The sequence below is a fragment of the Anoxybacillus sp. EFIL genome (genome assembly GCF_013096955.1).
Classification (GTDB): Bacteria; Bacillota; Bacilli; order Bacillales; family Anoxybacillaceae; genus Anoxybacillus; species Anoxybacillus ayderensis.
Window position 1 is genome coordinate 89,074 of the sequence record NZ_SDLH01000008.1, and the last position, 23,303, is coordinate 112,376.

Here is a 23,303-nt window from a genome sequence, read left to right on the forward strand (position 1 = left end):
ATTTGTGAAATGAAATGCTTTTTTCAGATGTTTCACAAATTGTTCATTCGTTACTTTACCATCATCATAACCGTAAAAATAAGGGGTAGCTGTGACTTTTGTCACACACATTTTGCGAGGTTGTGAAAAAAGTGTGAAATATTTAGAAAAAGATGGCTATGGCATAAAAAAAGAAGCTTACAAGCGCAAGCTTCTCATTTATTCATTATCAATTGTTAAAATAAGTTGTAATTCCCCGTTGCTTTCGAAGTGGATCGGTACGCGAAAAGCTTTGTCAAAACCGTAAATTTTTGTTTGACCAACAAGAACAGTTGGAGGAGTAATATCAATTGTAATTCCTTTTTGTGATACAACTGTGGCCAAGTTTCCTGCAATCATATTGCCGAGCTCACCCGTAAATGATTCAAGCATTTCGCCTTCTAACGGCATACCAAACATCGTTTCTCCGATGGTTCCAAACATCGTTTCATGTCCTTCAATGATTAGACGCCCGCGTAAGTCTCCGGTCATCCCAATCAATACGCTAATAGACGTTTGTGTGAAAGGTTGGACAAACAATGAAGGCTTATCGATTGTCATTGATAGTGGGATAACAGATCGAATCGATTCGATCGTTCCATTTAAAATCGTTGTAATTTTCTCGCCTAATGCCATAAAAAGACCCCCTTTTTTCTTCATCATAACAAATTTTTCACTTTGATGACATCATTTTTCGATAAACATAGATACGAATATATAAAAAACATAGTGACGAAACAACAAATTGCGTTATAATGAAAGTGCACAACAACATCCCTCTTTTCAAAACGTCGAAAGCTTTCCTCCCGTTGCTGAGAGGAAAGCTCTTTTGTTTGTTATGAATAAAATTTCTTTATTAGGAAAATATTATCTTTATCGAAAGGAGGGGCATAGATGCCAAGTATCATTGCAGTTGAATTAGCTGAACTTCCTTACCGCGTTTCACAAAACGAGGTGATGGTTGCAATAAAACGCATGTTTCAACACCGTTCTGAACATATTGATCGGTTATTATCCATTTTTCAACGTGATCATATTCAATCAAGATCGCTTGTACAACCATTAGATTGGTATATGCAGACTCATTCGTTTGCTGAGAAAAATGAGCTGTATATTGAGCATGCTGTTCGATATGGAAGGGAGGCGATTGTGCGCTGTTTACATCGTGCAAATATTGTTTTTGAAGACGTTGAAGCAATCTTTTTCATTTCAACGACGGGAATTGCTACACCGAGCATTGAGGCAAGAATCATAAATGAACTTCCTTTTTCTGTACACACGAAACGCATCCCCATATGGGGGCTCGGATGTGCGGGTGGAGCAGCTGGCATTGCGCGAGCGGTAGATTACTGTCGAGCATATCCGAAAGCGAAAGTGCTTGTTCTTGCTGTGGAACTTTGCAGTCTAACGTTTCAAATGGATGATGTATCAAAAAGTAATCTTATTGGCACATCATTATTTGCTGATGGAGTAGGTTGCGCGTGTGTGGTGGGGGATGATGTGCAGCAGCAAAGTGTCGCTCCACAGGTAATTGATATGCAATCAGTATTTATGCGTAACACGGAAGATGTTATGGGGTGGGATATAAAAGATCAAGGTTTTTATGTTGTGTTCTCTCGACATATTCCGACGATGATTCGTCAATCAATTGGCGAGATCGTAAAATTATTTTTAGGAAGAAGCGGAATAAAACTTTCCGAAATTGAACATTTTGTTTTGCACCCAGGCGGTAAAAAAGTGCTTGATGCGTATCGAGATGGTTTACATATCGATGGAGACAAGCTTGCTCATGCGATCGCGGTTTTACAACAGTACGGAAACATGTCATCTGTTACTGTGCTCGCTGTTTTACAACGCTTTTTGCAACAGTCGCTCACTCCACGGGGATACGGTTTAATGATGGCGATGGGACCTGGATTTAGTTGTGAACTTTTGTTGTTAAAATGGGGAGAAGAAGCATGAAATGGAGAATGCTTTTCTTTTTAATTGTTCAACGATTTATTGAGTTATATTGGGCAAAAAGAAATGAAAGATGGATGAAAGAGAGGGGAGCAAAAGAATTCGGACAAAATCACTATAAGTATATCGTGTGTATGCATAGTTTATTTTTTGTTTCGCTCTTGCTGGAGGGAATTCGTAAACGTCCGTCACCATTGTGGTCTGTTTTGTTTAACATATTTGTCGTATTACAGTTATTCCGTCTTTGGGTTATCACTTCACTTGGAAGGTATTGGAATACAAAAATTATTGTATTGCCAAAAGCAGAACGAGTACAGAAAGGTCCATATCGATGGTTTCGTCACCCGAATTACCTTGTGGTTGTGCTAGAATTCATCATTATTCCACTTATGTTTCAAGCGTATTGGACAGCTGTCATATTCACAATATGTAACGCGTACCTTTTATCTGTTCGTATTCGTGCGGAGGAACAGGCGTTACGTTTATTAAAATCCCCCTAATAAGCAGGGGATTTTTTATGTATTTTTTTTGTGAACTACAGTAAAATGAAGGTAGATTTTTTAAAAGGGGTATGGGTAATTATGGAGATGATAGAAACAAAATCATTGCAACAATGGATATATCGCCTGATTGCACTTCATGACGAATTTATGAAGTTGGGTGACATTGCGCAGGCAAATAAAACGAAACAATTAATTAAAAAAGTGTATCATCAGGAATTTACAATCGCTTTTTGTGGTCATTTTTCTGCCGGAAAGTCTAGCTTAATTAATGAATTGATCGGTGATTCACTGTTGCCGTCTAGTCCTATTCCAACAAGTGCAAATCTTGTGAAAGTAAAAGCGGGGAAACCGTATGCGCGCGTATATTATAAGTCTGGTCAAGCGATTGAATACGCAGCTCCTTACGATTACGAAGAGGTAAAAACGTTTTGTCGAGACGGCGATACAATTGACATGATCGAAATTAGCGATGAAACAGACGCTATTCCAAGTGGCATTGTACTGATGGATACGCCGGGAATTGATTCGACAGATGATGCTCATCGCTTGGCAACAGAGTCCGCTCTTCATTTAGCCGATGTTATATTTTATGTAATGGATTATAACCATGTTCAAGCAGAATTGAACTTCGAGTTTACAAAACGGTTGTCACAGTACGGGAAAACGTTATACTTAGTTATAAATCAAATTGATAAACATCGTGAACAAGAGCTTTCGTTTTCACAGTTTACTCGTTCTGTTGAAGAGGCATTTCAGCAGTGGGGAGTTACATTTGAACGCATGTTTTATACTTCCCTCAAACAAAAAGAGCATGTACATAATGAGTTCGATGAATTAAAACAGTTGTTGCAGTTGCTTTTTCGTGAGAAGGAGGAGCGGCTTCAGCAAAGTATACGTATTGCTGTCGAGCAAATGATTGATGATCATATGCAGATGCTCATCGCTCAGCAAGAGGAAGAAGAGCAACATATTCGTCAATCGCTTTCGTTTGAGGATGAAACAATGCTTCTTGAAAAAATGGAAGAAACGGAGCGAGCGATTGATCATATAAAGAAAACGTGGTTGAGTGCAAAGCAGCATGTTGAACAGCAGTTAGAAACGACGTTACATAACGCTTATGTGATGCCTTATGAAACGCGAGAGCATGCTCGTGCCTATTTAGAAGCATGTCAACCTGATTTTAAAGTTGGTTTTTTATTTACAAAACAAAAAACAGAAGAAGAACGTCGGAAACGACTGCGTGCTTTTTATGAAGATTTGCGCAAAAAAATCGAAAGTCAGCTAGAATGGCATGTTCGTGACTTACTGAAACGTTTTTATCAACAACATGACGTTCATGACCAAGAGTTATTACATCGTATTCAACAATTAACCGTTCCGTTTTCAGAACAATGGATTGTTGAACGAAAGCCAAATCAGCCGCTTGTTACAGGCGATTATGTATTAACGTATACAAACGATATAGCGAATGAAATAAAACGGTTGTATCGCGATGCGGCTCTTCAACTCGCAGAGCAAATAATTGAAAAAGGGAAGGCGCAACAACGGTTAAATATATATGAGCAACAGCTAGATGAGCTGATAAAGGAACGGGCGCGTTGGGAGCAATTGAAACAACTTGTCCATCAGCGGAAACATACGCGTCACCAATTGCAAAAAGTCGTTGAACATGCAACGCCGTTAAGCGATGATGCGATTTATCCATTTATTCACGAGACGTTTACGATGCGAATAAGCAATCAAAAGAAAGAAGAAGTTCCACAGGAAAATGAAGCGATGCAAGAAGAACGTCCAATTCAAAAGGTGCAAATGGCAAGTGAGACGGTTGAGCAAACGATCGAAAAGCTACGCGTCATTAGCCAAATGATTGCCCCGATTGAAGGGATGAAACAACTAGCGAAAGAAATGGGCGAAAAAATTCAACAACTTCAACAACGGACGTTTACAATTGCTCTATTCGGGGCGTTTAGTGCAGGAAAATCTTCATTTGCAAACGCGTTAATAGGTGAACACGTCTTACCTGTTTCGCCTCATCCAACGACGGCGACAATAAATAAAATTGTTCCCCCGACAGACGAGCATCCACATGGAACCGTTGTTGTACAAGTAAAAACGGAGCAACAGCTTTTAAACGATTTGCAACACTCCTTGCGCTTTTTCGGTGTGCAAGTTCATTCGTTACAAGAGGCGATCGAAGAAAGCAAAAAAGCTATTCGTAATGAAGCTATTGATGCAAAAGAACGGGTACATTGGGCATTTTTGAAAGCTGTCGTGCGCGGTTATGAACAAATGAAAGAAAATCTAGGGCGATTGCTTGTCATCTCATTTCAGCAATTTCACGAATATGTAGCGAATGAAACGAAATCGTGTTTTGTTGAATGGATTGAATTGTATTATGATTGTCCGCTTACTCGTGAAAACATTATTCTTGTCGATACACCAGGAGCTGATTCTGTAAATGCCCGTCATACAGGAGTAGCATTTAATTACATTAAAAATGCTGATGCGATTTTCTTTGTCACATATTATAACCATGCGTTTTCAAAAGCGGATCGTGAATTTTTAATTCAGCTTGGTCGCGTCAAAGATACGTTTAGTTTAGATAAAATGTTTTTCATCATTAATGCAGCTGATCTAGCTCATACAGAAGAGGAATTGCAGGCGGTCGTTCGTTATGTGAAAGAGCAGCTTTTACAATTTGGTATTCGCCATCCGCGTCTTTTTCCATTATCGAGTAAATGGGCGCTTGCAGAAAAAAACGGGAAAACATTCGATCATCATGTGTTATCGAATTCAGGAATGAGCACGTTCGAGCAAACATTTTATCCGTTTATCCATCATGAGATCGGCTCATTAGCCATTGCTTCTGCGCGTTTGCAAATGAAGCAAGCGCGCAAACGGTTAGCAGAATATATTGCAGAAGCGAAGCAAAGCGATGAGATAAAACGTAAAAAGTTGCACATCTTGCAACAAGAGCGACAACAGCTTGAACGAATGATTGAACAATATGAAACAGACCATGATGTTCTTGCCATCGAACAAGAACTGAACGAGTTAGTTTATTATATTCAACAGCGTATTTCTTTCCGTCTGTCAGATTGGTTTAAAGAGTCGTTTAATCCGTCTGTTTTGCATGACCGACAAACAAATATAAAAAAAGCGTTACAATTATGTTTAGATGAGTTTTTATACTCCATTGGATTTGATTTGGCGCAAGAAATGCGTGCAACTAGCTTACGAATCGAAGCGTTTATAAATAAACGTTACGATCTTCATTTTATGGCGCTAGAAAACCAATGGAAGCAAGTGCATGATCTCATTGTAACAAAAGTCGATCTTTCAAGTTTTCCAACGTTACAATTCCCGATCGCTTTTGAGCAAATCGATCGCAATATATTTAAAAAGGCGCTTTCGTTGTACAAAAACGCGAAATCATTTTTTGAAAAAGATGAAAAGCGCTTTATGAAAGAAGAACTAGAAAAACAATTACATGAGCCGATTGCAGCGTATGTAGCTGAACAAAAACAACGGTTGCTTACGCATTATACAAAACAGTGGAATACGATTATTGAGCAACTTCATTGTCATATGCGTGAACAACTAAATGAGCATTTTACAGGTTTATTTGCCGCATTAACGGCTAAAGCACCAATAGACGAATTACAACATATTTACGATATGATCGGAGGAATGGATAATGAATGAAGTTCACCAAGCGATTACAGCACATTCACAAAGGCAACATGCACTCGTTCGGACGTTTATCGAGCTAGATGCGAAACGAGAAGCGTATATTGAGGAAGCCGTCTCTTTATGTCAACGCGGTGAACCGTTTTCTGTACAAAACATTAACGAAGTAACAAAACAAATAAATGAACTAGCTAAAAATGGAATTGTACCACAGCGAAAATATGTGACGGTTGACATGGTAAAGGAATACGTCCAAAAATTAAATAACAAATCGTCGTAGTGTAAAACGTCCCGTTCGCGCATACTATTTATGCATCATGTATAAAAAGGAGGGTGAAGCGATGGGACGAACAAAATTAGGAAACGCCAATGCGCAACGAAACAATAACGCAAAACAAAAAACGACTTCAATAATGAGTTTGCTTCATATGCTGAAGTTGAAGTAAAAAAATGAGCAACGAGCATAAAAATATTCGATAAGGCGCGCATATGCGCCTTTTTTTGAGATGACAAATCGAAGGGCGGTATGTCGATGAAAAAGTGGCTCGCTATTATTATTTTATTTAGTTTTTTTGCATACATGCTTTGGGAACATATAACGGAAAGACAAACGATCGCAACCGGTATTCATATTGGAATGAAGGCACCGGACTTTTCTTTACAAACGATTGATGGAAAAGTCATTCAACTTTCACAATTACGTGGAAAAGTAGTGATTGTGAATTTTTGGGCAACGTGGTGTCCACCTTGTCGCGCGGAAATGCCGGATATGCAAACGTTTTATGAACGTTATGAAAAACAAATAGAAATTGTAGCCGTCAATGTAATGGTGAGAGATTCGAAAGAGAAAGTGAATCAGTTTGTAAAAGATTATCGTTTAACGTTTCCGGTTGTGCTAGATGTTGACGGACATGTCATGAAGCAATATGATATTCAGCCGATTCCAACGTCGTTTATTATCGACCAACAAGGCATTATTCGTGAAAAGCAAATCGGGCCAATGTCGTATGAACAAATGGTGCAATATGTAGAGAAATGGGGGAAATAGCCGAGTGATCGGCTATTTTTTGTATATTTGTCATTATGTTTGGAAAAGATAGAAAAAAACAAAAAGTAGGTGAATAAGTGATGAGAAAAATAAGAAAACGGACATTTGCAGAACTCGTGATGGAAAATAAACGACAACTATTAAACGATGCAAGGGCATTAGAAAAATTGGAAGAGAAAATGGAAACACGTTGGCTTCATAAAGCAGAGTAATATAGCCATACTATAAGGGAGAGGGGGATGAAAAATGGGTAATCCAAAAAGCAATCAACAACCATTTGTGCCACAACATATCGGGACGAAGCCAAGAGTGGCAGGTGGCAATAAAGGAAAGCAAATGCAAGATCAATCTGGTCAACATCCACAAGTCATTCAAACGAAGGGTGAGTAAGGGCGAACATTCGCCCTTATATAGTTTACATAACAAAATTATAATAAACAATAAAGTTTGTATAACATGAAGAAAAACGTGCACGATAAAAAGTGTACATTTTACTTTGACAAGGAGGATGATAAAATGAAACCAAATTATGATGATCGTCGTGACAATGTAGAAAAGTTACAAGACATGGTACAAAATACGCTTGAGAATATCGAAAAAGCGGAAGAGACGATGGCGTTCGCTAGTCCAGAGGAGCGTGAAAAAATTAAGGAAAAAAACCATCGCCGTGAAGAAGCAATTGAGGCGATGCGAGCAGAAATCAAAGATGAAGCAAGAGCTCGTGAAAGAGGATATGAATGATAAAAGCCGCATACGTGCGGCTTTTTGTATGCTCTGTTTACATGTTCTTATGTATGGTACAATAAGAAAATAAAGTATTGTTATGTCGGAGAGTGAGAACGAATGATGATTTCACAAAAAGAAATTGAAGTGCGCTACGCAGAAACAGATCAAATGGGGGTTGTTTATCACGCCAATTACCTAGTTTGGTTAGAAATCGGACGAGCTCATTTTATTCAACAACTTGGTTTTCAATATGCTGATATGGAGAAAAGGGGAATTGTGTCTCCCGTTATTGATTTGCAAATTTCTTATAAAAAGCCTTTACGCTATGGAGAGACAGCTACTATTAAAACGTGGGTAGAGTCATATGACGGCATTCGGGTTGTCTACGGGTATGAAGTGTTAACGCCAACAAATGAAATCGCAGCGACAGCAACTTCAAAACATGTTTGCGTGGCGAAAGAAACGTTTCAACCTGTTTTAATTAGAAAATACTTTCCTGATTGGCATGAAGCGTATGAACGGGCAAAAAAAAGATAAAAGCGGGCCAACCGCTTTTATCTATATGTAAATATTGGCTCGTTTCGTTTTTCGTCAAATTCAATATGCAAATCATGGTCATCAAAATACCACGTATCGTTTTGTTCAATAAAAAAGATAATTCCTTCTTTTTCCAATATCACTGAAGCGTCGATCGGACTTTCTTTATTCACTCCTAAAGAAAAACCTTTTTGTACGGTGCTACATCCACCGTATCGAGCAAAAAAACGAACGTAGTCTCCTCGCTGTAACTGTAATTCCTCTTTGTACCATGAAAATGCTTCGTCACACATGTATATGTTCATTGTATTCACCGTCCTTCACACATGATTATAAAATAAAGAGAAATATTTTTCTATTTTGCGCACTCATTGTGAGAAAAAATGAAAAAGGAACTATACAAATGGTGGCAAACCATGTATTATTAATCCGTAATGAACGTAAAAGCGAAAGGAGTGACGTTTCCGTTATGAGCAGGGCGAGTACAAATGAACCAGAACCAGCAATAATAGGGGAAGTCGTTTCGTTTTTTTTCGCTGGGACGTACTGCTCACGAACGAAACAGACGCTCCAACGACAAAAAAGCGGTGCTTCCCTTTTGTAGAGAAGATAGGGGGGTTACGCCATGATGAACATTTATTTATCTAATGAGCAAGGAAAATTAGAAGAAATTCACGAGTTGAAAAATGGCTGTTGGGTTAATCTCGTCTCCCCAACAGAAAGTGAAATTCGCTACATTGCAGAACATTTGAACATTCCGATTGATTCTATTAAAGATGCACTCGACGACGAAGAGCGTTCGCGTATTGAAAAAGAAGATAATCATGTGTTAATTATTGTTGATATCCCGATTATTACGTACGATGAAGGGAACATTCCGACATATGAAACCATTCCAATTGGAATGATTATTACAAATACATGTTTTATTACTGTATGTCTCCAAGAAAATCCGATTTTTGAAGAGTTTACGAAAAGTAAGGTAAAAAACTTTTATACGTATATGAAAACGCGTTTTGCCTTACAAATGTTATATATGATTTCGACGTATTATTTAAGATATTTAAAACAAATTAATCGCAAAACGAGTGAAATTGAAAAACAGCTACATCAATCGATGCAAAATAAAGAGTTGTTTTCTTTACTTAGTTTAGAAAAAAGCCTCGTTTATTTTACAACATCATTAAAAGCGAACAATATTGTGATGGAACGGCTGCTTCGCTTGAATTATTTACGGATGTATGAAGACGATCAAGAATTGTTAGAAGATGTCATTATTGAAAATAAACAAGCGATTGAAATGACAGAAGTGTATAGTAGCATTTTAAGTGGAATGATGGATGCATTCGCTTCTGTCATTTCGAACAATTTAAACATTGTGATGAAATTTTTAGCTGCCATTACGATTGTTATTTCTTTTCCAACGATGGTGACAAGTTTTTATGGAATGAACGTTCCGATTCCGTATCAAGACAAGCCATATGCATATTTAATTGCGTTAGGGATTTCTTTCACTCTTTCAAGTATTACAGCGTTCGTTTTTTGGAAGAAACGTTATTTTTAAAAGGACGGTACATTGCCGTTCTTTTTTTTGTACAAAACAAACACGAACATTTCTTGTTTTTTTTAAAAAAAAGATCGTTTTTTATTGACTGTTTATGTCCTATTTAGTATATTAACATTCGGAAAATGAAAGGTGAGGGATGAATAATGAACAATCGTTACGATGTGATCGTTGTTGGAGCTGGTCCGACAGGGATTTTTACTTGTTATGAATTAACGTTAAAATTACCGGGTGCACGCGTGCTGCTCATTGATAAAGGACACGATATTTATAAGCGAAACTGTCCCATCTTGCAAAAGAAAATCGAGAAATGCCCACCGCCAGTTGGAAAAAAAGATTACGCTGGCTGTGTACCTGCCTGTTCAATTACAAATGGATTTGGAGGAGCAGGAGCTTATTCAGATGGGAAGTTTAACATTACGAGCGAATTTGGTGGATGGATGACGGATTACTTACCTGCCTCGACAGTGTTACAACTTATCCGTTATGTTGACGAAATTAATTTAAAGCATGGTGCTACTCCGTCTCTGACTAATCCGCTGACGGATGAAGTGAAGGAAATAGAAAGACGGGCTTATGCAGCTGGGTTAAAATTACTGCGCGCACAAGTTCGCCATCTTGGTACAGAACAAAACTTGCAAATTTTAAAGAGTATATATGAATATTTACGAACGCATATTGATATGATGTTTAAAACCGAAGTGAGCGATATTTTAACGGAAACAGTCGACGGTACGAATCATGTCAAAGGAGTTCAACTGAAAAATGGAGAGATGTTATATGCCAGTCGTGTCGTCATTGCTCCTGGACGTGATGGGTCAGCTTGGTTATCGAACATATTGAAACGTCGCGGGTTGAAAATGATCAATAATCAAGTGGATATTGGTGTTCGTGTCGAAACGTCTAACGTAGTAATGGAAGAAATTAATACACATTTGTATGAAGGGAAGTTTATTTTTAACACATCTGTTGGAACACAAGTTCGAACGTTTTGTAGTAATCCGTCTGGGCATGTTGTTGTCGAAAATCATTCTGGTATTATGCTCGCGAACGGTCATGCATATAAAGATCCTAAGCTAGGAAGTAATAATACAAACTTTGCTCTTCTTGTATCCCATAAATTTTCTGAGCCATTTGATCAGCCGAACGAATATGCACAGCAAATTTCTCGTTTAGCGAATGCGTTATCTAACGGTGGAATTATTGTGCAAAAATATGGGGATATTTTAAAGGGAAGACGTTCAACCGAAAAACGAATGAAAGAAGGATTTATTGAACCAACATTAAAAGAAGCTGTTCCTGGGGATTTAGGTCTCGTTCTTCCATACAACACGATGAAAAGTTTAATCGAAATGACAGAAGCATTGAACAAAGTTACTCCAGGCATCGCTTCAGAACATACGCTCTTTTATGGGGTAGAAGCAAAGTTTTATTCTGCGCGTCCAAAATTAACTGAACGTTTTGAAACAGAAATTTCAGGGTTATATGTTGGAGGAGATGGTGCAGGAATTACGCGTGGACTGGCACAGGCTGGGGCATGTGGGGTATGGATTGCTCGACATATTGTAGAAACGTATAGCTAGCGAGACGTTCTCGCTAGTTTTTTCTTTTGTTAACTTATATAAAAATAATGTTGACATATATCACTTGATCGAATACGATTATTGGTAATTAGAAGTAAAAGGGGGAGAACGATGGATTGGTTATTGCTCGCGGATCGCGTATTAGCAGGGGAGGAAATAACAGATGATGAAGCGCTCTCGATATTAAATTGTCCAGATGATGAACTATTATTATTACTACAAGGTGCTTATCGCATTCGTCAAACGTATTACGGAAATAAAGTGAAATTAAATATGATTATGAACGCAAAGTCGGGATTGTGTCCCGAAAATTGTGGATATTGTTCGCAATCTTCCATATCTACTGCCTCGATTTCGACATATAAGATGGTAAATAAAGATACGATTTTACAAGGGGCAAAACGAGCGTATGAAGCGAAAATAGGAACATATTGTATCGTCGCAAGCGGAAGAGGTCCGAGTGATAAAGAAATCGATATTGTTGTATCTGCGGTGAAAGAAATTAAAGAAATGTACGGTTTAAAAGTATGTGCTTGTTTAGGGATATTAAAACCAGAGCAAGCGTTGCGGTTGAAAGAAGCAGGTGTGGATCGATACAACCATAACATTAATACATCGAAAGAGCATCACCCGCACATTACGACTTCCCATACATACGATGATCGGGTACGTACGGTAGAAACAGTCAAAGAAGCAGGAATGTCCCCATGTTCTGGCGTCATTATCGGCATGAAAGAAACAAAGCAAGATGTCATTGCGATGGCGAGAAGCTTAAAAGCACTAGACGCAGACTCAATCCCTGTTAATTTTCTTCATGCGATCGATGGAACGCCGCTAGCAGGGACAAAAGAATTAAACCCTCGCTATTGTTTGAAAGTGCTCGCGCTGTTTCGTTATATGAATCCAACGAAAGAAATTCGTATTTCCGGAGGGAGAGAGGTAAACTTGCGAAGCTTGCAACCACTCGGTTTATATGCCGCCAATTCCATCTTTGTTGGAGATTATTTAACGACAGCCGGACAAGAAAAACATGCAGATTTCCAAATGCTTGAAGATCTCGGATTTGATATTGACTTTGCACCAGCATCTTATGCGATATAAAAAAGCCGACGTTTTGTGTCGGCTTTTTTATATGTACATATACTATTACTAATTATGATGTTCAACGTTGGAGTGAAGTTCATGTGATATCAAGAAAATTTGAAAATGAGCGGTTGCGTCGAAAACAAGAAGAAAAAGAGATTATTGACGGTTTATTAGATATTTATAATGACTATAAATGGTTGTACGAACGGTTTGGTGATGAACAGTATGAACAAATGATGGAGCAAATCGTCGAGCAGTTGAAAAAGTTTACGAGACGGAAACGACGCGAATGAAATTCACATACACTGCCATAACACGTATATGAAATAAGGAATGCAAAAAAAGAGCACGCCACAAAAGAGCCCATTCGTGATCGTTTCCATCCATTGATCAATTTGTTCGTCCATAAGCTTGTCCTCCGTTTCTTTTTACTTTCAACGTATGTGTACATAGTGGCAAATATACATAAAAAAACGGATGACATAAATGAATGACTTTTTCATAACATAATACAAAGGGGGCGATATTGTGAAAGAAATTGAAGTAGTTATTGATACGGAAGAAATTGCGGAGTTCTTTTACAATGAACTTGTTCGGCGGGGCTTTGTCCCAACAGAGCGTGAAATTGAAGAAATGGCAGATATTATGTTTGATTACTTGATTGAAAAATGTATTATTGACGAAGAGCTGATTGATGAATAAAGCGACGGTTGTTCCGTCGTTTTTTATTTGAAACATTTTTTCATTTCGTTCGTATAACGTATAGAATGAAAAATAAAGGAGGCTGTTTTATGGGGCTATTCAATAAAGTATTAGCAAGTATTGGGATTGGTTCTGCTAAGGTGGATACGAAGTTGCATGAATCACAACTATCACTTGGTGAACGGATCACAGGAGTTGTAGAAGTCACAGGAGGAAATGTAGATCAAGACATTGATGATATATATTTGTCTCTTTGCGCTACATATACAAAAGAAGTAGATGATCGCAAAGTAACGAAGCAAGCCATTATTGAAAAGTGGAAAATTGCCCAATCATTTGTGATTCGTGCTGGAGAAAAGAAAGAGTTTCCGTTTTCTTTTTCCCTTCCGCTTGACACACCAATTACAGTTGGAAAAACAAGAGTGTGGTTACACACAGGACTTGATATTAAAAATGCCGTCGATCCGACAGATGAAGATTATATTCGTGTTCAACCTAATCGAATGATGAACGAAGTATTTCGGGTGATGGAAAACTTAGGATTTCGATTAAAAGAAGCAGAATGCAAAGAAGTGGCTCATTATGTTCGTAAAAACCTCCCTTTTGTTCAAGAATTTGAGTTTGTCCCGACGAGTGGTGAATTTCGTGGGAAACTTGATGAAGTAGAAATGATTTTTTTCCCACATACACCACAAGAATGTGAATTACTTATTCAAGTGGACAGACGAGCGCGTGGGTTAGCTGGTTTGTTTGCAGAAGCGCTTGATTTAGATGAGACTTTTGTTCGTGTTACTATTCATGAGCAGCATATTCAAACGTTACAAACAGAGCTTGCTGCACTCATTCGACGATATGCTTAAAGGATTGGGGATTCCCGATCCTTTTTTTATGCCTAAATTATTTTATATGTTCGACAAAAATAGTAAAAAAATGCAAAAGGAATCGACAAAACGAATCGCTAATAGTTACGTAAAGAAAAAAAGAGGGGTGGATGTTAGTGATTCGCATGCTTATGGGGAAAATATTAAAATCGACACAATGCTATGATGTAACGTTATTTCAAACTCCGCAATTTGGTCAAACGAAAGGATATCGTCAAGTATATCGGTTGACGGTAAATGGAGAAGATCACGATGACGTATTAGCTGAAGTTTATCGAATGTTTAATGTTCCAGACTTAGTACCGAAAGATTATCGTGCGCGATATGTTAGTACAGGTGATATATTGCTTATTGATGAAGGAATATACGGTCAATTTTTTTATCGTTTAAGTTCGGATGGATGGGAACGTATTCACCGTATGCATGTGCGTTAAAAAATGTCTTTAAATGTTCACAAAATTGTGCTATATTGTATATAGACAATTAGCACAAGGTTAGAGTATGATAAAAAATTCCCCTTGTGCACAAGGGGATTATTTTTTTCGTTTCTCGGCACTATACTCTTTATCGTGTGCTTCAGCTTCAGCAATTAACGTATCTTTTGGAACATGATTGTTTTTTTTCGGACTATTAATGCGGTTGCGATGTTTTTTTCCCAATCGTAACCCTCCTTTACATGTAGTTACATCCATTAGCATCGACAAGAACATAAAAAATATACATATGGGGTGGGAAAAGCGATGTTTGCGTTTATGATTTCTTCGATTGTTGGAATTATTGCTATTTTTTGTTCTTTGTTTATTAAATTTGAATTAGAGCGATTAATTGGGCGGAGAAAGAAAATTTTCTTCCTTCATTTCGCAAATATTAGTATCACTAACGTTGTTATTGCAAGCGCTTACTATGTGTTTAGCGGAATGTTTGAAACGAACGCACACCCATTTTATCTTATATATTTAGCGTCTTTAGAGGCGATGTTGCCGATTTACGTTGTTTGCTATTTAATATATGAACATTACGAGCAAGCGAAGAAAAAATATGTTGTGAGCGAAGATAAAAAAGTTTTATATGTAAAACCGAAGTATTTTCGAAAAATATCATAATAAGGACGAGGGGACGCCCCTCTTTTTTTATACATGAAAAACAATGCTTTAGCGAAATATAAGAGTGTGGTATAGTATATATGCAGCGATAAAGGCTAAAGGAGGATACATATGAGCGTTCATATTGGTGCAAAAGAACATGAAATTGCGGATAAAATTTTACTTCCTGGAGATCCGCTTCGCGCAAAGTACATTGCAGAAACGTTTTTAGAGGGAGCTACTTGTTATAATCAAGTTCGTGGTATGCTTGGGTTCACAGGTACATATAAAGGCCATCGTATTTCCGTTCAAGGAACAGGTATGGGTGTTCCATCCATCTCTATTTATATTACAGAACTTATGCAAAGCTATAACGTTCAAACATTAATTCGTGTCGGAACGTGCGGTGCGATTCAAAAAGATGTGAAAGTTCGTGACGTCATTTTAGCAATGGCATCGTCAACGGATTCACAGATGAATCGCATGACGTTCGGAGGAATTGATTACGCTCCAACGGCTAACTTCGACTTGCTGAAAACAGCATATGAAATTGGAAAAGAAAAAGGATTGCAACTAAAAGTTGGTAGTGTATTTACAGCTGACATGTTTTATAATGAAAATGCGCAGTTTGAAAAACTAGCACGCTACGGTGTACTTGCAGTAGAGATGGAAACAACAGCGCTTTATACGTTAGCTGCTAAATTTGGCAGAAAAGCGTTATCCGTCCTAACGGTAAGTGATCACATTTTAACAGGGGAAGAAACAACAGCTGAAGAGCGTCAAACGACATTTAATGAAATGATCGAAGTTGCGCTTGAAACAGCGATTCGTCAATAAGTGAGAAAGCTCCTGCGGCTCATTCCCCGCGGAGCTTTCTTCTATTGTGAGGGGAAAAAGATGAAAAAATGGTTATGTTGTTTTGTGATAATAATTAGCGGGTGTCAATCATTTGGATCACTTGAGCAAGAACAAAAGCCGTCTAAGCCTCCTGTCCAAGTTGAGGAGCCGGCACCATCTCCTCAAACACCGACACCACCTTCCGAACAACAGGAACAAGAAGAACTTGTGCTTGAAGAACAATTTTGGAATCAAGTTGAAGTGCAAAACGGGGTAAAAGTGATTGTTAATCCGGATAACGTGCTTGTCTTAGTAAATAAAGAACAACAATTACCGGCCGACTACAAGCCGGCTGACTTAGTCATTCCAAATGTTCCGTTTACGTTCAAAGAAACAGATGTTGAAAAACGCCATATGCGTGCTGAAGCAGCCAAGGCATTGGAAGAAATGTTTACAGCAGCGAAAAAACAACAAATGATATTATATGCTGTGTCAGGCTATCGTTCATATGAGAGGCAACAACAATTATTTGTATCTGAAGTTCAACGATTAGGGAAAGAAAAAGCGGTTGTTGCCGTTGCGATGCCGGGAAAAAGTGAACATCAAACAGGATTAGCGATAGATATTACAAGCCCAAGCGTTCAATATGCGATTACGCCTGCATTTGGTGACACACGAGAGGGGAAATGGGTAGCCCAGCATGCTCATGAATTTGGTTTTATTATTCGTTATCCGAAAGGAAAGGAGCATATTACGAAATATCAATACGAACCTTGGCATTTGCGCTATGTTGGTAAAAAAGCAGCCAAGGTCATTTATGAGAAACAAATTACGTTAGAAGAATATTTTCAAATCGTAAAGAAAATATAAGGTTATACACATTTGAGCACACGATATTGTTCAAATACATGTGCTAACTTTTTAGATACGTAAATGTATAATTCCGATTGATATACAGCGGTTAGCGCTTGGCGCAAATGCAACTGTTTGACAAATAATTCGATTTGATGTTTGGCGTACTTCATTGCTTGATGTTGTGAAATAATTTGTTTTTTCTTAATTTTTAATTCGATTTCCGTCAATAGTGAGATGGAGAAGCGAAGGATCGCTGCCTCTGTTTGACCGATGAATTGCGAAAGCATCATTTCCATCCTCCTTCGTGTTTACAAAATTGAAATATACTTTACAATACATTAACATATCTTGTTTAAAAAAAATGTCGGAATGTGCGATAAAATTTCGACAAAAAAGGGAGCTACACAAAGTAGCCCCTTTTATAAAATCATAGCTGCGATCCATGCGAAAATAATGACCGGAATGTTGTAATGAATAAACGTTGGAACGCATGTATCCCAAATGTGATGATGCTGACCATCCACGTTTAAACCTGATGTTGGGCCGAGCGTGCTGTCTGAGGCAGGTGATCCCGCATCACCAAGTGCACCAGCAGCGCCAATAATCGCAATGGTTGCCATTGGACTCAGTCCGAGCTTTATACAAAGCGGAACGAAAATGGTTGCGATAATTGGAACAGTAGAAAACGAAGAACCAATTCCCATCGTGACAAGCAGTCCGACAATTAACATAAGCAATGCGCCTAGTGCGGTGTTATGGCCAATAAGAGAAGCTGCTTGCTCAACAAGTTTCTCAATATGTCCCGTTTGTTTTAATACATTTGCAAACCCTGAAGCACTTAACATCACAAATCCAATAAACGCCATCATGCGCATGCCTTCTGTCAATAAACGATCACCTTCAGTTAAACGAATGCATCCGCTTAAGTAGATGACAACAATTCCTGCAAACGCCCCAAAAATCATGGAGTCAAGAACAAGTTGAACGGTTAAAGCAGTAATGACAGCGACGATCGCAAACCATACTCCTCGTTGTTGAAACGATTGAGTTTCTTGACTTTCTATTTGTATTTGTTTATATGTGCGCGGTTTCCGATACGTAAAAAAAGCAAGGAGTAAGCCAACAATCATTCCGAGCGAAGGGAAAAACATCGCTTTTGGAATATCCGATTTTGCAACAACTAGCCCACTTTGAGCCATGTTCGATTGTACAATGTCATGGAAAATAGCCCCAAATCCAGTCGGTAACCACATATATGGAGTAATCAAACCAAACGTAATAATTGATGCGACTAACCGACGATCCACATGCAGCTCATTTAAAATGTGCAAAAGTGGCGGAATCAAAATAGGAATAAACGCAATATGGATTGGAATTAAGTTTTGTGAAAAACATGACATGAATAAGATGACGAGAAGAACAAGTGCTTTCGAATATTGCTTTCTTTTTGACTCCCCTTGTTTTCCGACCATTTTTATAATCATGCGAACAATAGCGTTTGGTAAGCCAGTTTTCGAAATGGCAATGGCAAATCCACCTAACAACGCATAACTTAAAGCGACTTCTGCGCTGTTTCCTAATCCTTCTGAAAACACCTCAACTGTTTTAGAAAGACTGAGATTTCCAATGAGTCCTCCCACTAATGACGCGATCAATAACGAAAACACGACATTCATACGCAGTAAACTAAGAATAAGCATGATGAGTACTGAGATGACAACAGCGTTCATAATTGTGACCTCCAAAATACTTTAGTTTGATAAATTGGTAGAGTGATGAAACACTAAACAATCTATCATATGTATGAATCGTTCGTCAACAATAAATTTGGTCTAAGGCAATGTTATTGCCTGTTTCCTACTGTTCTTCGATGAGCCAATTTTGTTGCTATAGACCCACATGATATATGCTTGGTACAATGATAACGCAAAAAATGATGAAGAAGTTGGTGGAACAGATGACAAAAATGAAACCTGAATTTGGGGCGTGGGTGAGCATTGGCTCTTATATCGTCTTATCTTTAGGGAAGTTATACATCGGATATATGTCAAATTCCGAGGCGTTAAAAGCTGATGGGTGGAATAACTTTACAGATATTCTCGCCTCTATCGCTATTTTAATTGGACTGCTCATCGCAAAAAAACCTCGGGATGACAACCATCCATACGGTCATTCACGCGCGGAACATATTTCGTCTTTAATTGCGGCGTTTATTATGATGTCGATTGGAGTGGATGTATTGATAAACGCAGGGCAAACGTTGAAAGAGGGGGAGTATGTGAAACCAGATTGGATAGCGGTATGGACAGCAGGTGCTTCAGCTGTATTTATGTTTTTTGTATATATGTTTAACAACCGTTTAGCGATAGCTACAAATAGTCAAGCACTTGCTGCTGCTGCGAAAGACCATTTATCCGATGTGCTCGTTAGTGTAGGAACGGTTGTTGGGGTCATTGGTGCTCAGTTACATATGCGTTGGCTTGATCCTGTTACAGCTTTTGTTATTGGATTTATGATTTGCAAGACAGCATGGGATATTTTTAAAGAAGCATCCCATACGTTGACGGATGGGTTTGATGACGAAATGTTAAAGCAATATAAACAGGAAATTGAGCGCATTGACGGTGTGAAACAGATAGTAGATATTAAAGGAAGAATGTATGGGAATGAAGTTGTCATAGATGTTACGATTTCTGTTGCCCCGTATTTGAATGTTGTAACAAGTCATGACATTGCCGATCAAGTTGAGCGCTTGCTCGAAAAAAAGTATGGAGTTGTCCGTGCCCACGTTCATATTGAGCCGTATGAACAAGAGAATGTTTTCCGTGGGGATTGAGATGGGAGAGGAGTTGTAAAATGGAAAGCAGAACAATTGGAGTCATTTATGCACTATCTGCGTACGTACTATAGGGAATATTACCAGTGATGAACTAGCGCCTGTCTCGTGAACAGGCGTTTTTTTTCACCCATTTTTTTAAAAACTATAACGTTTTACTTAGCGGTTGAATAGGTTGTTAGTACAAGAAGGAGGTGTCAAAAGATGAGTGGAGGACATCATCATGGTGGTGGCTTTGCGTTAATTGTTGTATTGTTTATTTTGCTAATTATTGTTGGCAGTGCTTATATTGGTGGCTGGGGTTATTAATTAACAATAGAGGGGGAAATACGTGATGTACGGATATGGCTATGGATACGGTTACGGTTATCCAGGATACGGAAAAACATTTGTGCTTATCGTCGTATTATTTATTTTGTTAATTATCGTCGGTGCGGCTTGGTGCTAAAAAGCAAGAGGGATTTCCCTCTTGCTTTTATGCATGTTTCCATTTTTGGATTAGTCGTATGAACAATAGTATGGCGCCGGAAGCTAAACCAGCAATAAGACCGAGCCAATACCCAAACGGCCCGGCGGTTGTATAGTGAGTGAAGACGTATCCAACCGGTAAACCAATTAACCAATACGATACGAGTGCAATAAAAAATGGAAAGCGAACGTCTTTGTATCCACGTAATGCCCCTTGAATAGGTGCTGCAACGGCATCAGAGAATTGGAAAAATAAAACGTATAACAAAAAACGCTTCGTCCATTGTAAAACAAGTGCATCATTCGTATATAAGGAAGCAATCGCTTCTCGAAATAGCAATAGGACGATAGAGACAACAATAGCCATCATCACAGCAGAACAAATACCAATCATACAGTAACGTTTCGCATGTTCTAAGCGTTTCGCTCCTACTTCAAAGCCAACAATAATGGTTAAAGTAAGGGAAACGCTTAGTGGAATCATATATAGAAGGGAAGCGAAGTTTAGCGCAGCTTGATGAGCTGCGATCGTTGCTGTTCCAAATTGACTCATCAACAACGTAACAGCCGAGAAAATGCTCGTTTCAAAAAAGATAGCTAATCCAATTGGTGTGCCGATCAAAAATAATTGTTTCCAAATAGAAAATGATATCGGATGCAGCTTTTTTAGTATATTGTATGTGGCGAAAGGTTTATGAATGCGAACGAGCAAAAATGCACATAACAATAAGCACCAATACGTTATGCTTGTAGCGTATCCCGCCCCTACTCCACCGAATGCAGGGATACCCCATCGTCCGAAAATGAATATATCATTCAATAAAATGTTTAATGGCAACGAGCATAGCGTTAACATCATTGTTACATTCGTTCGACCAAGTGCATCGATAAATGAACGAAGAACATGATAAATAAAAATCGGGACAACACCAATACATAATGCTTGTAAATATTGATAAGCAACGATTTGAACATCATGTTCGATCGGCATGTTTTCCAATAAAATAGGAACGAAAAAATAAATGAGCGTAAACACAAAGAAAGCAAAGACGGCCGCTAAGTATATCGCTTGTTCAACGGTTCGAGAAATACGCTCGTGGTCTTTCGCTCCAAACGCTTGGGAAACAATTGGGGTTAAACCGGTTAATATACCTCCGATTCCCGTAGATATAGCGACCCAAATGTTTGAGCCAATGGCTACACCTGCCAAATCAACTGCGCTATATTTCCCCGTCATTGTTACATCAAAAAAGTTCATCATATATAAGCTTATTTGCGTAAGAAAAATAGGAAATAATATATGTAAAAACTGCTTTATTTTTTCTTTTACCGTATATGTTTCTTTCATTTGCTCCTCCGAATACATGTGAAAAATATGAACAAACGATATTATAACATATCATTTTCATATATTCATGGATAATCCTCTTGCTTTTCATGTTAAGTTTTGTTACATTAAAAAAGTCGTTTTTTATTATAAACATCAGGTGAGGTGACGAGCATGCAATTATTACAAACGATTGTATCATTTTTAAACAACATATTATGGTCGTATGTTCTTATCGCTCTTTTAATTGTCGTCGGATTGTATTTTACATTCCGTACAAAATTTGTTCAATTTCGTTATTTCGGTGAAATGTTCCGTGTCATTACAGAGACGCCGGAAAAAACAGGTGCGATTTCGTCGCTCCAAGCGTTTTTCATGAGCACAGCATCTCGCGTTGGAACAGGTAACTTAGCAGGCGTTGCGTTAGCGATTTCCGTTGGCGGACCTGGTGCAGTATTTTGGATGTGGTTGATCGCTTTAATTGGTGGTGCGTCAAGCTTTGTGGAAAGCACACTCGCCCAAATTTATAAAGTGAAAGATGGAAACGGTTATCGTGGCGGTCCGGCATATTATATTGAGCAAGGATTGAAAAAACGTTGGCTCGGTATATTGTTTGCCATTTTAATTACGTTCTCATTCGGTCTTGTATTTAACTCTGTTCAAGCAAATACAATTACATTTGCATTTGAGCACGCGTTTCAAATGGATCGTACAGTGATCGGTATTGTACTTACTATTTTAACCGCCTTTATTATTTTTGGTGGTGTGCATCGTGTAGCGAAAGCATCGTCTATTATCGTTCCAGTGATGGCGAGTTTGTATTTATTGATTGCGTTTTATGTTGTCTTAACGAACATAACGGAGTTGCCAGCAGTATTTTCTTTAATTTTTAAAAATGCATTTGGTATTGAACAAGCAGTTGGTGGAGGCTTTGGTGCGGCAATTATGATGGGAATTAAGCGCGGCTTATTCTCAAATGAAGCTGGAATGGGTAGTGCGCCGAACGCAGCAGCGACAGCAGAAGTTTCCCATCCAGTAAAACAAGGTTTCATTCAAACATTAGGTGTATTTGTTGATACGTTAGTTGTTTGTAGTGCAACAGCATTTATGATTTTATTATCAGGCGATTATATGAAAGAAGGTCTTGATGGTATTACCTTGACACAAACGGCATTGAGCACACATATTGGTGAGTGGGCAAAAGGATTTGTTGCAGTGAGTGTATTTTTATTTGCATATAGTTCAATTATCGGAAACTATTATTACGGCGAAACAAATATTGAATTTATTCGTTCAAGCAAAGCGTCATTGCTCGTATATCGACTTGCGGTATTAGCTATGGTCATTTGGGGATCCATATCGAGCATTCAAATCGTTTGGGATTTAGCAGATTTATTTATGGCGTTTATGGTTATCGTGAACTTAGTTTCGATTTTCTTACTTGGTCGAGTCGCTTTCGCGGCATTACAAGACTATGTCACACAACGAAAACAAGGAAAAAATCCGGTATTTTATGCACGAAATATTGGTGTAGACCATCAAGTGCAATGTTGGAAAGAAAAACAAATTGAGTGGAAAAAAGAAGCGTAAAAATGAGGCTG

Annotated in this window: 29 protein-coding genes; 23 read left to right on the forward strand and 6 right to left on the reverse strand. The window is 38.3% G+C overall.

Translation table 11 applies throughout. From position 1 onward, the window contains the following. Positions 1-198 precede the first annotated feature (198 nt). On the reverse strand, positions 199-654 hold the full coding sequence (locus tag ES017_RS12085) for a chemotaxis protein CheX (RefSeq protein WP_021094084.1): 456 nt from the start codon (positions 652-654) through the stop codon (positions 199-201). 258 nt (positions 655-912) lie between these two features. On the opposite strand from ES017_RS12085, the gene ES017_RS12090 reads away from it, so the two are divergent. From ES017_RS12090 to ES017_RS12130, 9 genes are all read left to right on the forward strand, one after another. Further along, a complete protein-coding gene (locus ES017_RS12090; protein WP_171335140.1) occupies positions 913-1,980 on the forward strand; it encodes a type III polyketide synthase in 1,068 nt (355 codons plus the stop codon). After that, complete coding sequence (locus tag ES017_RS12095; RefSeq protein WP_021094082.1) at positions 1,977-2,477, forward strand: isoprenylcysteine carboxyl methyltransferase family protein; 501 nt, start codon at positions 1,977-1,979, stop codon at positions 2,475-2,477. Before ES017_RS12090 ends, ES017_RS12095 begins: the two co-directional genes overlap by 4 nt. 81 nt (positions 2,478-2,558) lie before the next feature. After that, positions 2,559-6,185 (forward strand): dynamin family protein, encoded by a 3,627-nt coding sequence (locus ES017_RS12100; protein ID WP_035062950.1) that lies wholly within the window; start codon positions 2,559-2,561, stop codon positions 6,183-6,185. Continuing rightward, positions 6,178-6,450, forward strand: a complete 273-nt coding sequence (locus ES017_RS12105) for a YpbS family protein (protein WP_021094080.1) — start codon at positions 6,178-6,180, stop codon at positions 6,448-6,450. Before ES017_RS12100 ends, ES017_RS12105 begins: the two co-directional genes overlap by 8 nt. A 252-nt stretch (positions 6,451-6,702) precedes the next feature. After that, positions 6,703-7,218 carry a peroxiredoxin family protein gene (locus ES017_RS12110; RefSeq protein ID WP_021094079.1) on the forward strand — a complete coding sequence of 172 codons (516 nt, stop codon included), beginning with the start codon at positions 6,703-6,705 and terminating at the stop codon, positions 7,216-7,218. 80 nt (positions 7,219-7,298) lie between these two features. Continuing rightward, entirely contained in the window at positions 7,299-7,430 is a 132-nt protein-coding gene (locus tag ES017_RS12115; RefSeq protein WP_009361290.1) for an FbpB family small basic protein, read from the forward strand. Positions 7,431-7,464: 34 nt separating this feature from the next. Further along, positions 7,465-7,608, forward strand: coding sequence for an acid-soluble spore protein N (locus tag ES017_RS12120; RefSeq protein WP_021094078.1), 144 nt, complete (start codon positions 7,465-7,467; stop codon positions 7,606-7,608). 126 nt (positions 7,609-7,734) lie between these two features. Continuing rightward, on the forward strand, positions 7,735-7,959 hold the full coding sequence (gene tlp, locus ES017_RS12125) for a small acid-soluble spore protein Tlp (protein WP_021094077.1): 225 nt from the start codon (positions 7,735-7,737) through the stop codon (positions 7,957-7,959). Between the two features lie 102 nt (positions 7,960-8,061). Further along, positions 8,062-8,481 carry an acyl-CoA thioesterase gene (locus ES017_RS12130; RefSeq protein ID WP_035062948.1) on the forward strand — a complete coding sequence of 140 codons (420 nt, stop codon included), beginning with the start codon at positions 8,062-8,064 and terminating at the stop codon, positions 8,479-8,481. A 17-nt stretch (positions 8,482-8,498) separates the two neighbouring features. Here the strand turns inward: ES017_RS12130 and ES017_RS12135 are convergent, their stop codons facing one another. Beyond that, the gene (locus tag ES017_RS12135) at positions 8,499-8,786 is read right to left on the reverse strand and encodes a HesB/YadR/YfhF family protein (RefSeq protein ID WP_021094075.1); all 288 of its coding nucleotides are present in this window, start codon (positions 8,784-8,786) and stop codon (positions 8,499-8,501) included. A 320-nt stretch (positions 8,787-9,106) separates the two neighbouring features. Between ES017_RS12135 and ES017_RS12140 the strand changes: the two genes are divergently transcribed. The 7 genes from ES017_RS12140 (at position 9,107) to ES017_RS12170 (ending at position 14,731) form a co-directional block, all read left to right on the forward strand. After that, positions 9,107-10,045 (forward strand): magnesium transporter CorA family protein, encoded by a 939-nt coding sequence (locus ES017_RS12140; protein WP_021094073.1) that lies wholly within the window; start codon positions 9,107-9,109, stop codon positions 10,043-10,045. Between the two features lie 146 nt (positions 10,046-10,191). After that, positions 10,192-11,628: an NAD(P)/FAD-dependent oxidoreductase gene (locus ES017_RS12145; RefSeq protein WP_021094072.1), complete on the forward strand. Its 1,437-nt coding sequence runs from the start codon at positions 10,192-10,194 to the stop codon at positions 11,626-11,628. A 111-nt stretch (positions 11,629-11,739) separates the two neighbouring features. Beyond that, complete coding sequence (gene bioB / locus ES017_RS12150; RefSeq protein ID WP_021094071.1) at positions 11,740-12,729, forward strand: biotin synthase BioB; 990 nt, start codon at positions 11,740-11,742, stop codon at positions 12,727-12,729. Between the two features lie 83 nt (positions 12,730-12,812). Further along, on the forward strand, positions 12,813-13,007 hold the full coding sequence (locus ES017_RS12155; protein ID WP_021094070.1) for a hypothetical protein: 195 nt from the start codon (positions 12,813-12,815) through the stop codon (positions 13,005-13,007). 235 nt (positions 13,008-13,242) lie between these two features. Beyond that, positions 13,243-13,416 (forward strand): YozD family protein, encoded by a 174-nt coding sequence (locus ES017_RS12160; protein ID WP_021094068.1) that lies wholly within the window; start codon positions 13,243-13,245, stop codon positions 13,414-13,416. An 89-nt stretch (positions 13,417-13,505) separates the two neighbouring features. After that, positions 13,506-14,276, forward strand: a complete 771-nt coding sequence (locus ES017_RS12165) for a sporulation protein (protein ID WP_021094067.1) — start codon at positions 13,506-13,508, stop codon at positions 14,274-14,276. Positions 14,277-14,407: 131 nt separating this feature from the next. Continuing rightward, positions 14,408-14,731, forward strand: a complete 324-nt coding sequence (locus tag ES017_RS12170) for a hypothetical protein (RefSeq protein ID WP_021094066.1) — start codon at positions 14,408-14,410, stop codon at positions 14,729-14,731. A gap of 99 nt (positions 14,732-14,830) precedes the next feature. Here ES017_RS12170 and ES017_RS16135 read toward each other — a convergent pair whose 3' ends face one another. After that, positions 14,831-14,956 carry a hypothetical protein gene (locus ES017_RS16135; RefSeq protein WP_019417697.1) on the reverse strand — a complete coding sequence of 42 codons (126 nt, stop codon included), beginning with the start codon at positions 14,954-14,956 and terminating at the stop codon, positions 14,831-14,833. An 81-nt stretch (positions 14,957-15,037) separates the two neighbouring features. Here ES017_RS16135 and ES017_RS12175 point away from each other — a divergent pair, with 81 nt between their 5' ends. From ES017_RS12175 to ES017_RS12185, 3 genes are all read left to right on the forward strand, one after another. After that, positions 15,038-15,400 (forward strand): hypothetical protein, encoded by a 363-nt coding sequence (locus tag ES017_RS12175; protein ID WP_021094065.1) that lies wholly within the window; start codon positions 15,038-15,040, stop codon positions 15,398-15,400. Positions 15,401-15,511: 111 nt separating this feature from the next. Further along, positions 15,512-16,216 carry a purine-nucleoside phosphorylase gene (gene deoD / locus ES017_RS12180; RefSeq protein ID WP_004890338.1) on the forward strand — a complete coding sequence of 235 codons (705 nt, stop codon included), beginning with the start codon at positions 15,512-15,514 and terminating at the stop codon, positions 16,214-16,216. Positions 16,217-16,276: 60 nt separating this feature from the next. Further along, on the forward strand, positions 16,277-17,086 hold the full coding sequence (locus tag ES017_RS12185; RefSeq protein WP_042895192.1) for a M15 family metallopeptidase: 810 nt from the start codon (positions 16,277-16,279) through the stop codon (positions 17,084-17,086). Positions 17,087-17,088: 2 nt separating this feature from the next. Here the strand turns inward: ES017_RS12185 and ES017_RS12190 are convergent, their stop codons facing one another. Beyond that, a complete protein-coding gene (locus tag ES017_RS12190) occupies positions 17,089-17,361 on the reverse strand; it encodes a hypothetical protein (RefSeq protein ID WP_223249833.1) in 273 nt (90 codons plus the stop codon). Between the two features lie 129 nt (positions 17,362-17,490). Next, the gene (locus ES017_RS12195; RefSeq protein ID WP_021094062.1) at positions 17,491-18,801 is read right to left on the reverse strand and encodes a Na+/H+ antiporter family protein; all 1,311 of its coding nucleotides are present in this window, start codon (positions 18,799-18,801) and stop codon (positions 17,491-17,493) included. 227 nt (positions 18,802-19,028) lie between these two features. Between ES017_RS12195 and ES017_RS12200 the strand changes: the two genes are divergently transcribed. From ES017_RS12200 to ES017_RS12210, 3 genes are all read left to right on the forward strand, one after another. Beyond that, positions 19,029-19,907, forward strand: coding sequence for a cation diffusion facilitator family transporter (locus tag ES017_RS12200; protein WP_021094061.1), 879 nt, complete (start codon positions 19,029-19,031; stop codon positions 19,905-19,907). A 204-nt stretch (positions 19,908-20,111) separates the two neighbouring features. Further along, entirely contained in the window at positions 20,112-20,216 is a 105-nt protein-coding gene (locus tag ES017_RS12205) for a YjcZ family sporulation protein (RefSeq protein WP_021094060.1), read from the forward strand. A 25-nt stretch (positions 20,217-20,241) separates the two neighbouring features. Next, positions 20,242-20,355 carry a YjcZ family sporulation protein gene (locus ES017_RS12210; RefSeq protein ID WP_006318569.1) on the forward strand — a complete coding sequence of 38 codons (114 nt, stop codon included), beginning with the start codon at positions 20,242-20,244 and terminating at the stop codon, positions 20,353-20,355. Between the two features lie 27 nt (positions 20,356-20,382). Here the strand turns inward: ES017_RS12210 and ES017_RS12215 are convergent, their stop codons facing one another. Beyond that, positions 20,383-21,723, reverse strand: coding sequence for an MATE family efflux transporter (locus ES017_RS12215; RefSeq protein ID WP_021094059.1), 1,341 nt, complete (start codon positions 21,721-21,723; stop codon positions 20,383-20,385). A 153-nt stretch (positions 21,724-21,876) separates the two neighbouring features. Between ES017_RS12215 and ES017_RS12220 the strand changes: the two genes are divergently transcribed. After that, positions 21,877-23,292, forward strand: coding sequence for an alanine/glycine:cation symporter family protein (locus tag ES017_RS12220; RefSeq protein ID WP_021094058.1), 1,416 nt, complete (start codon positions 21,877-21,879; stop codon positions 23,290-23,292). Positions 23,293-23,303 lie beyond the last annotated feature (11 nt).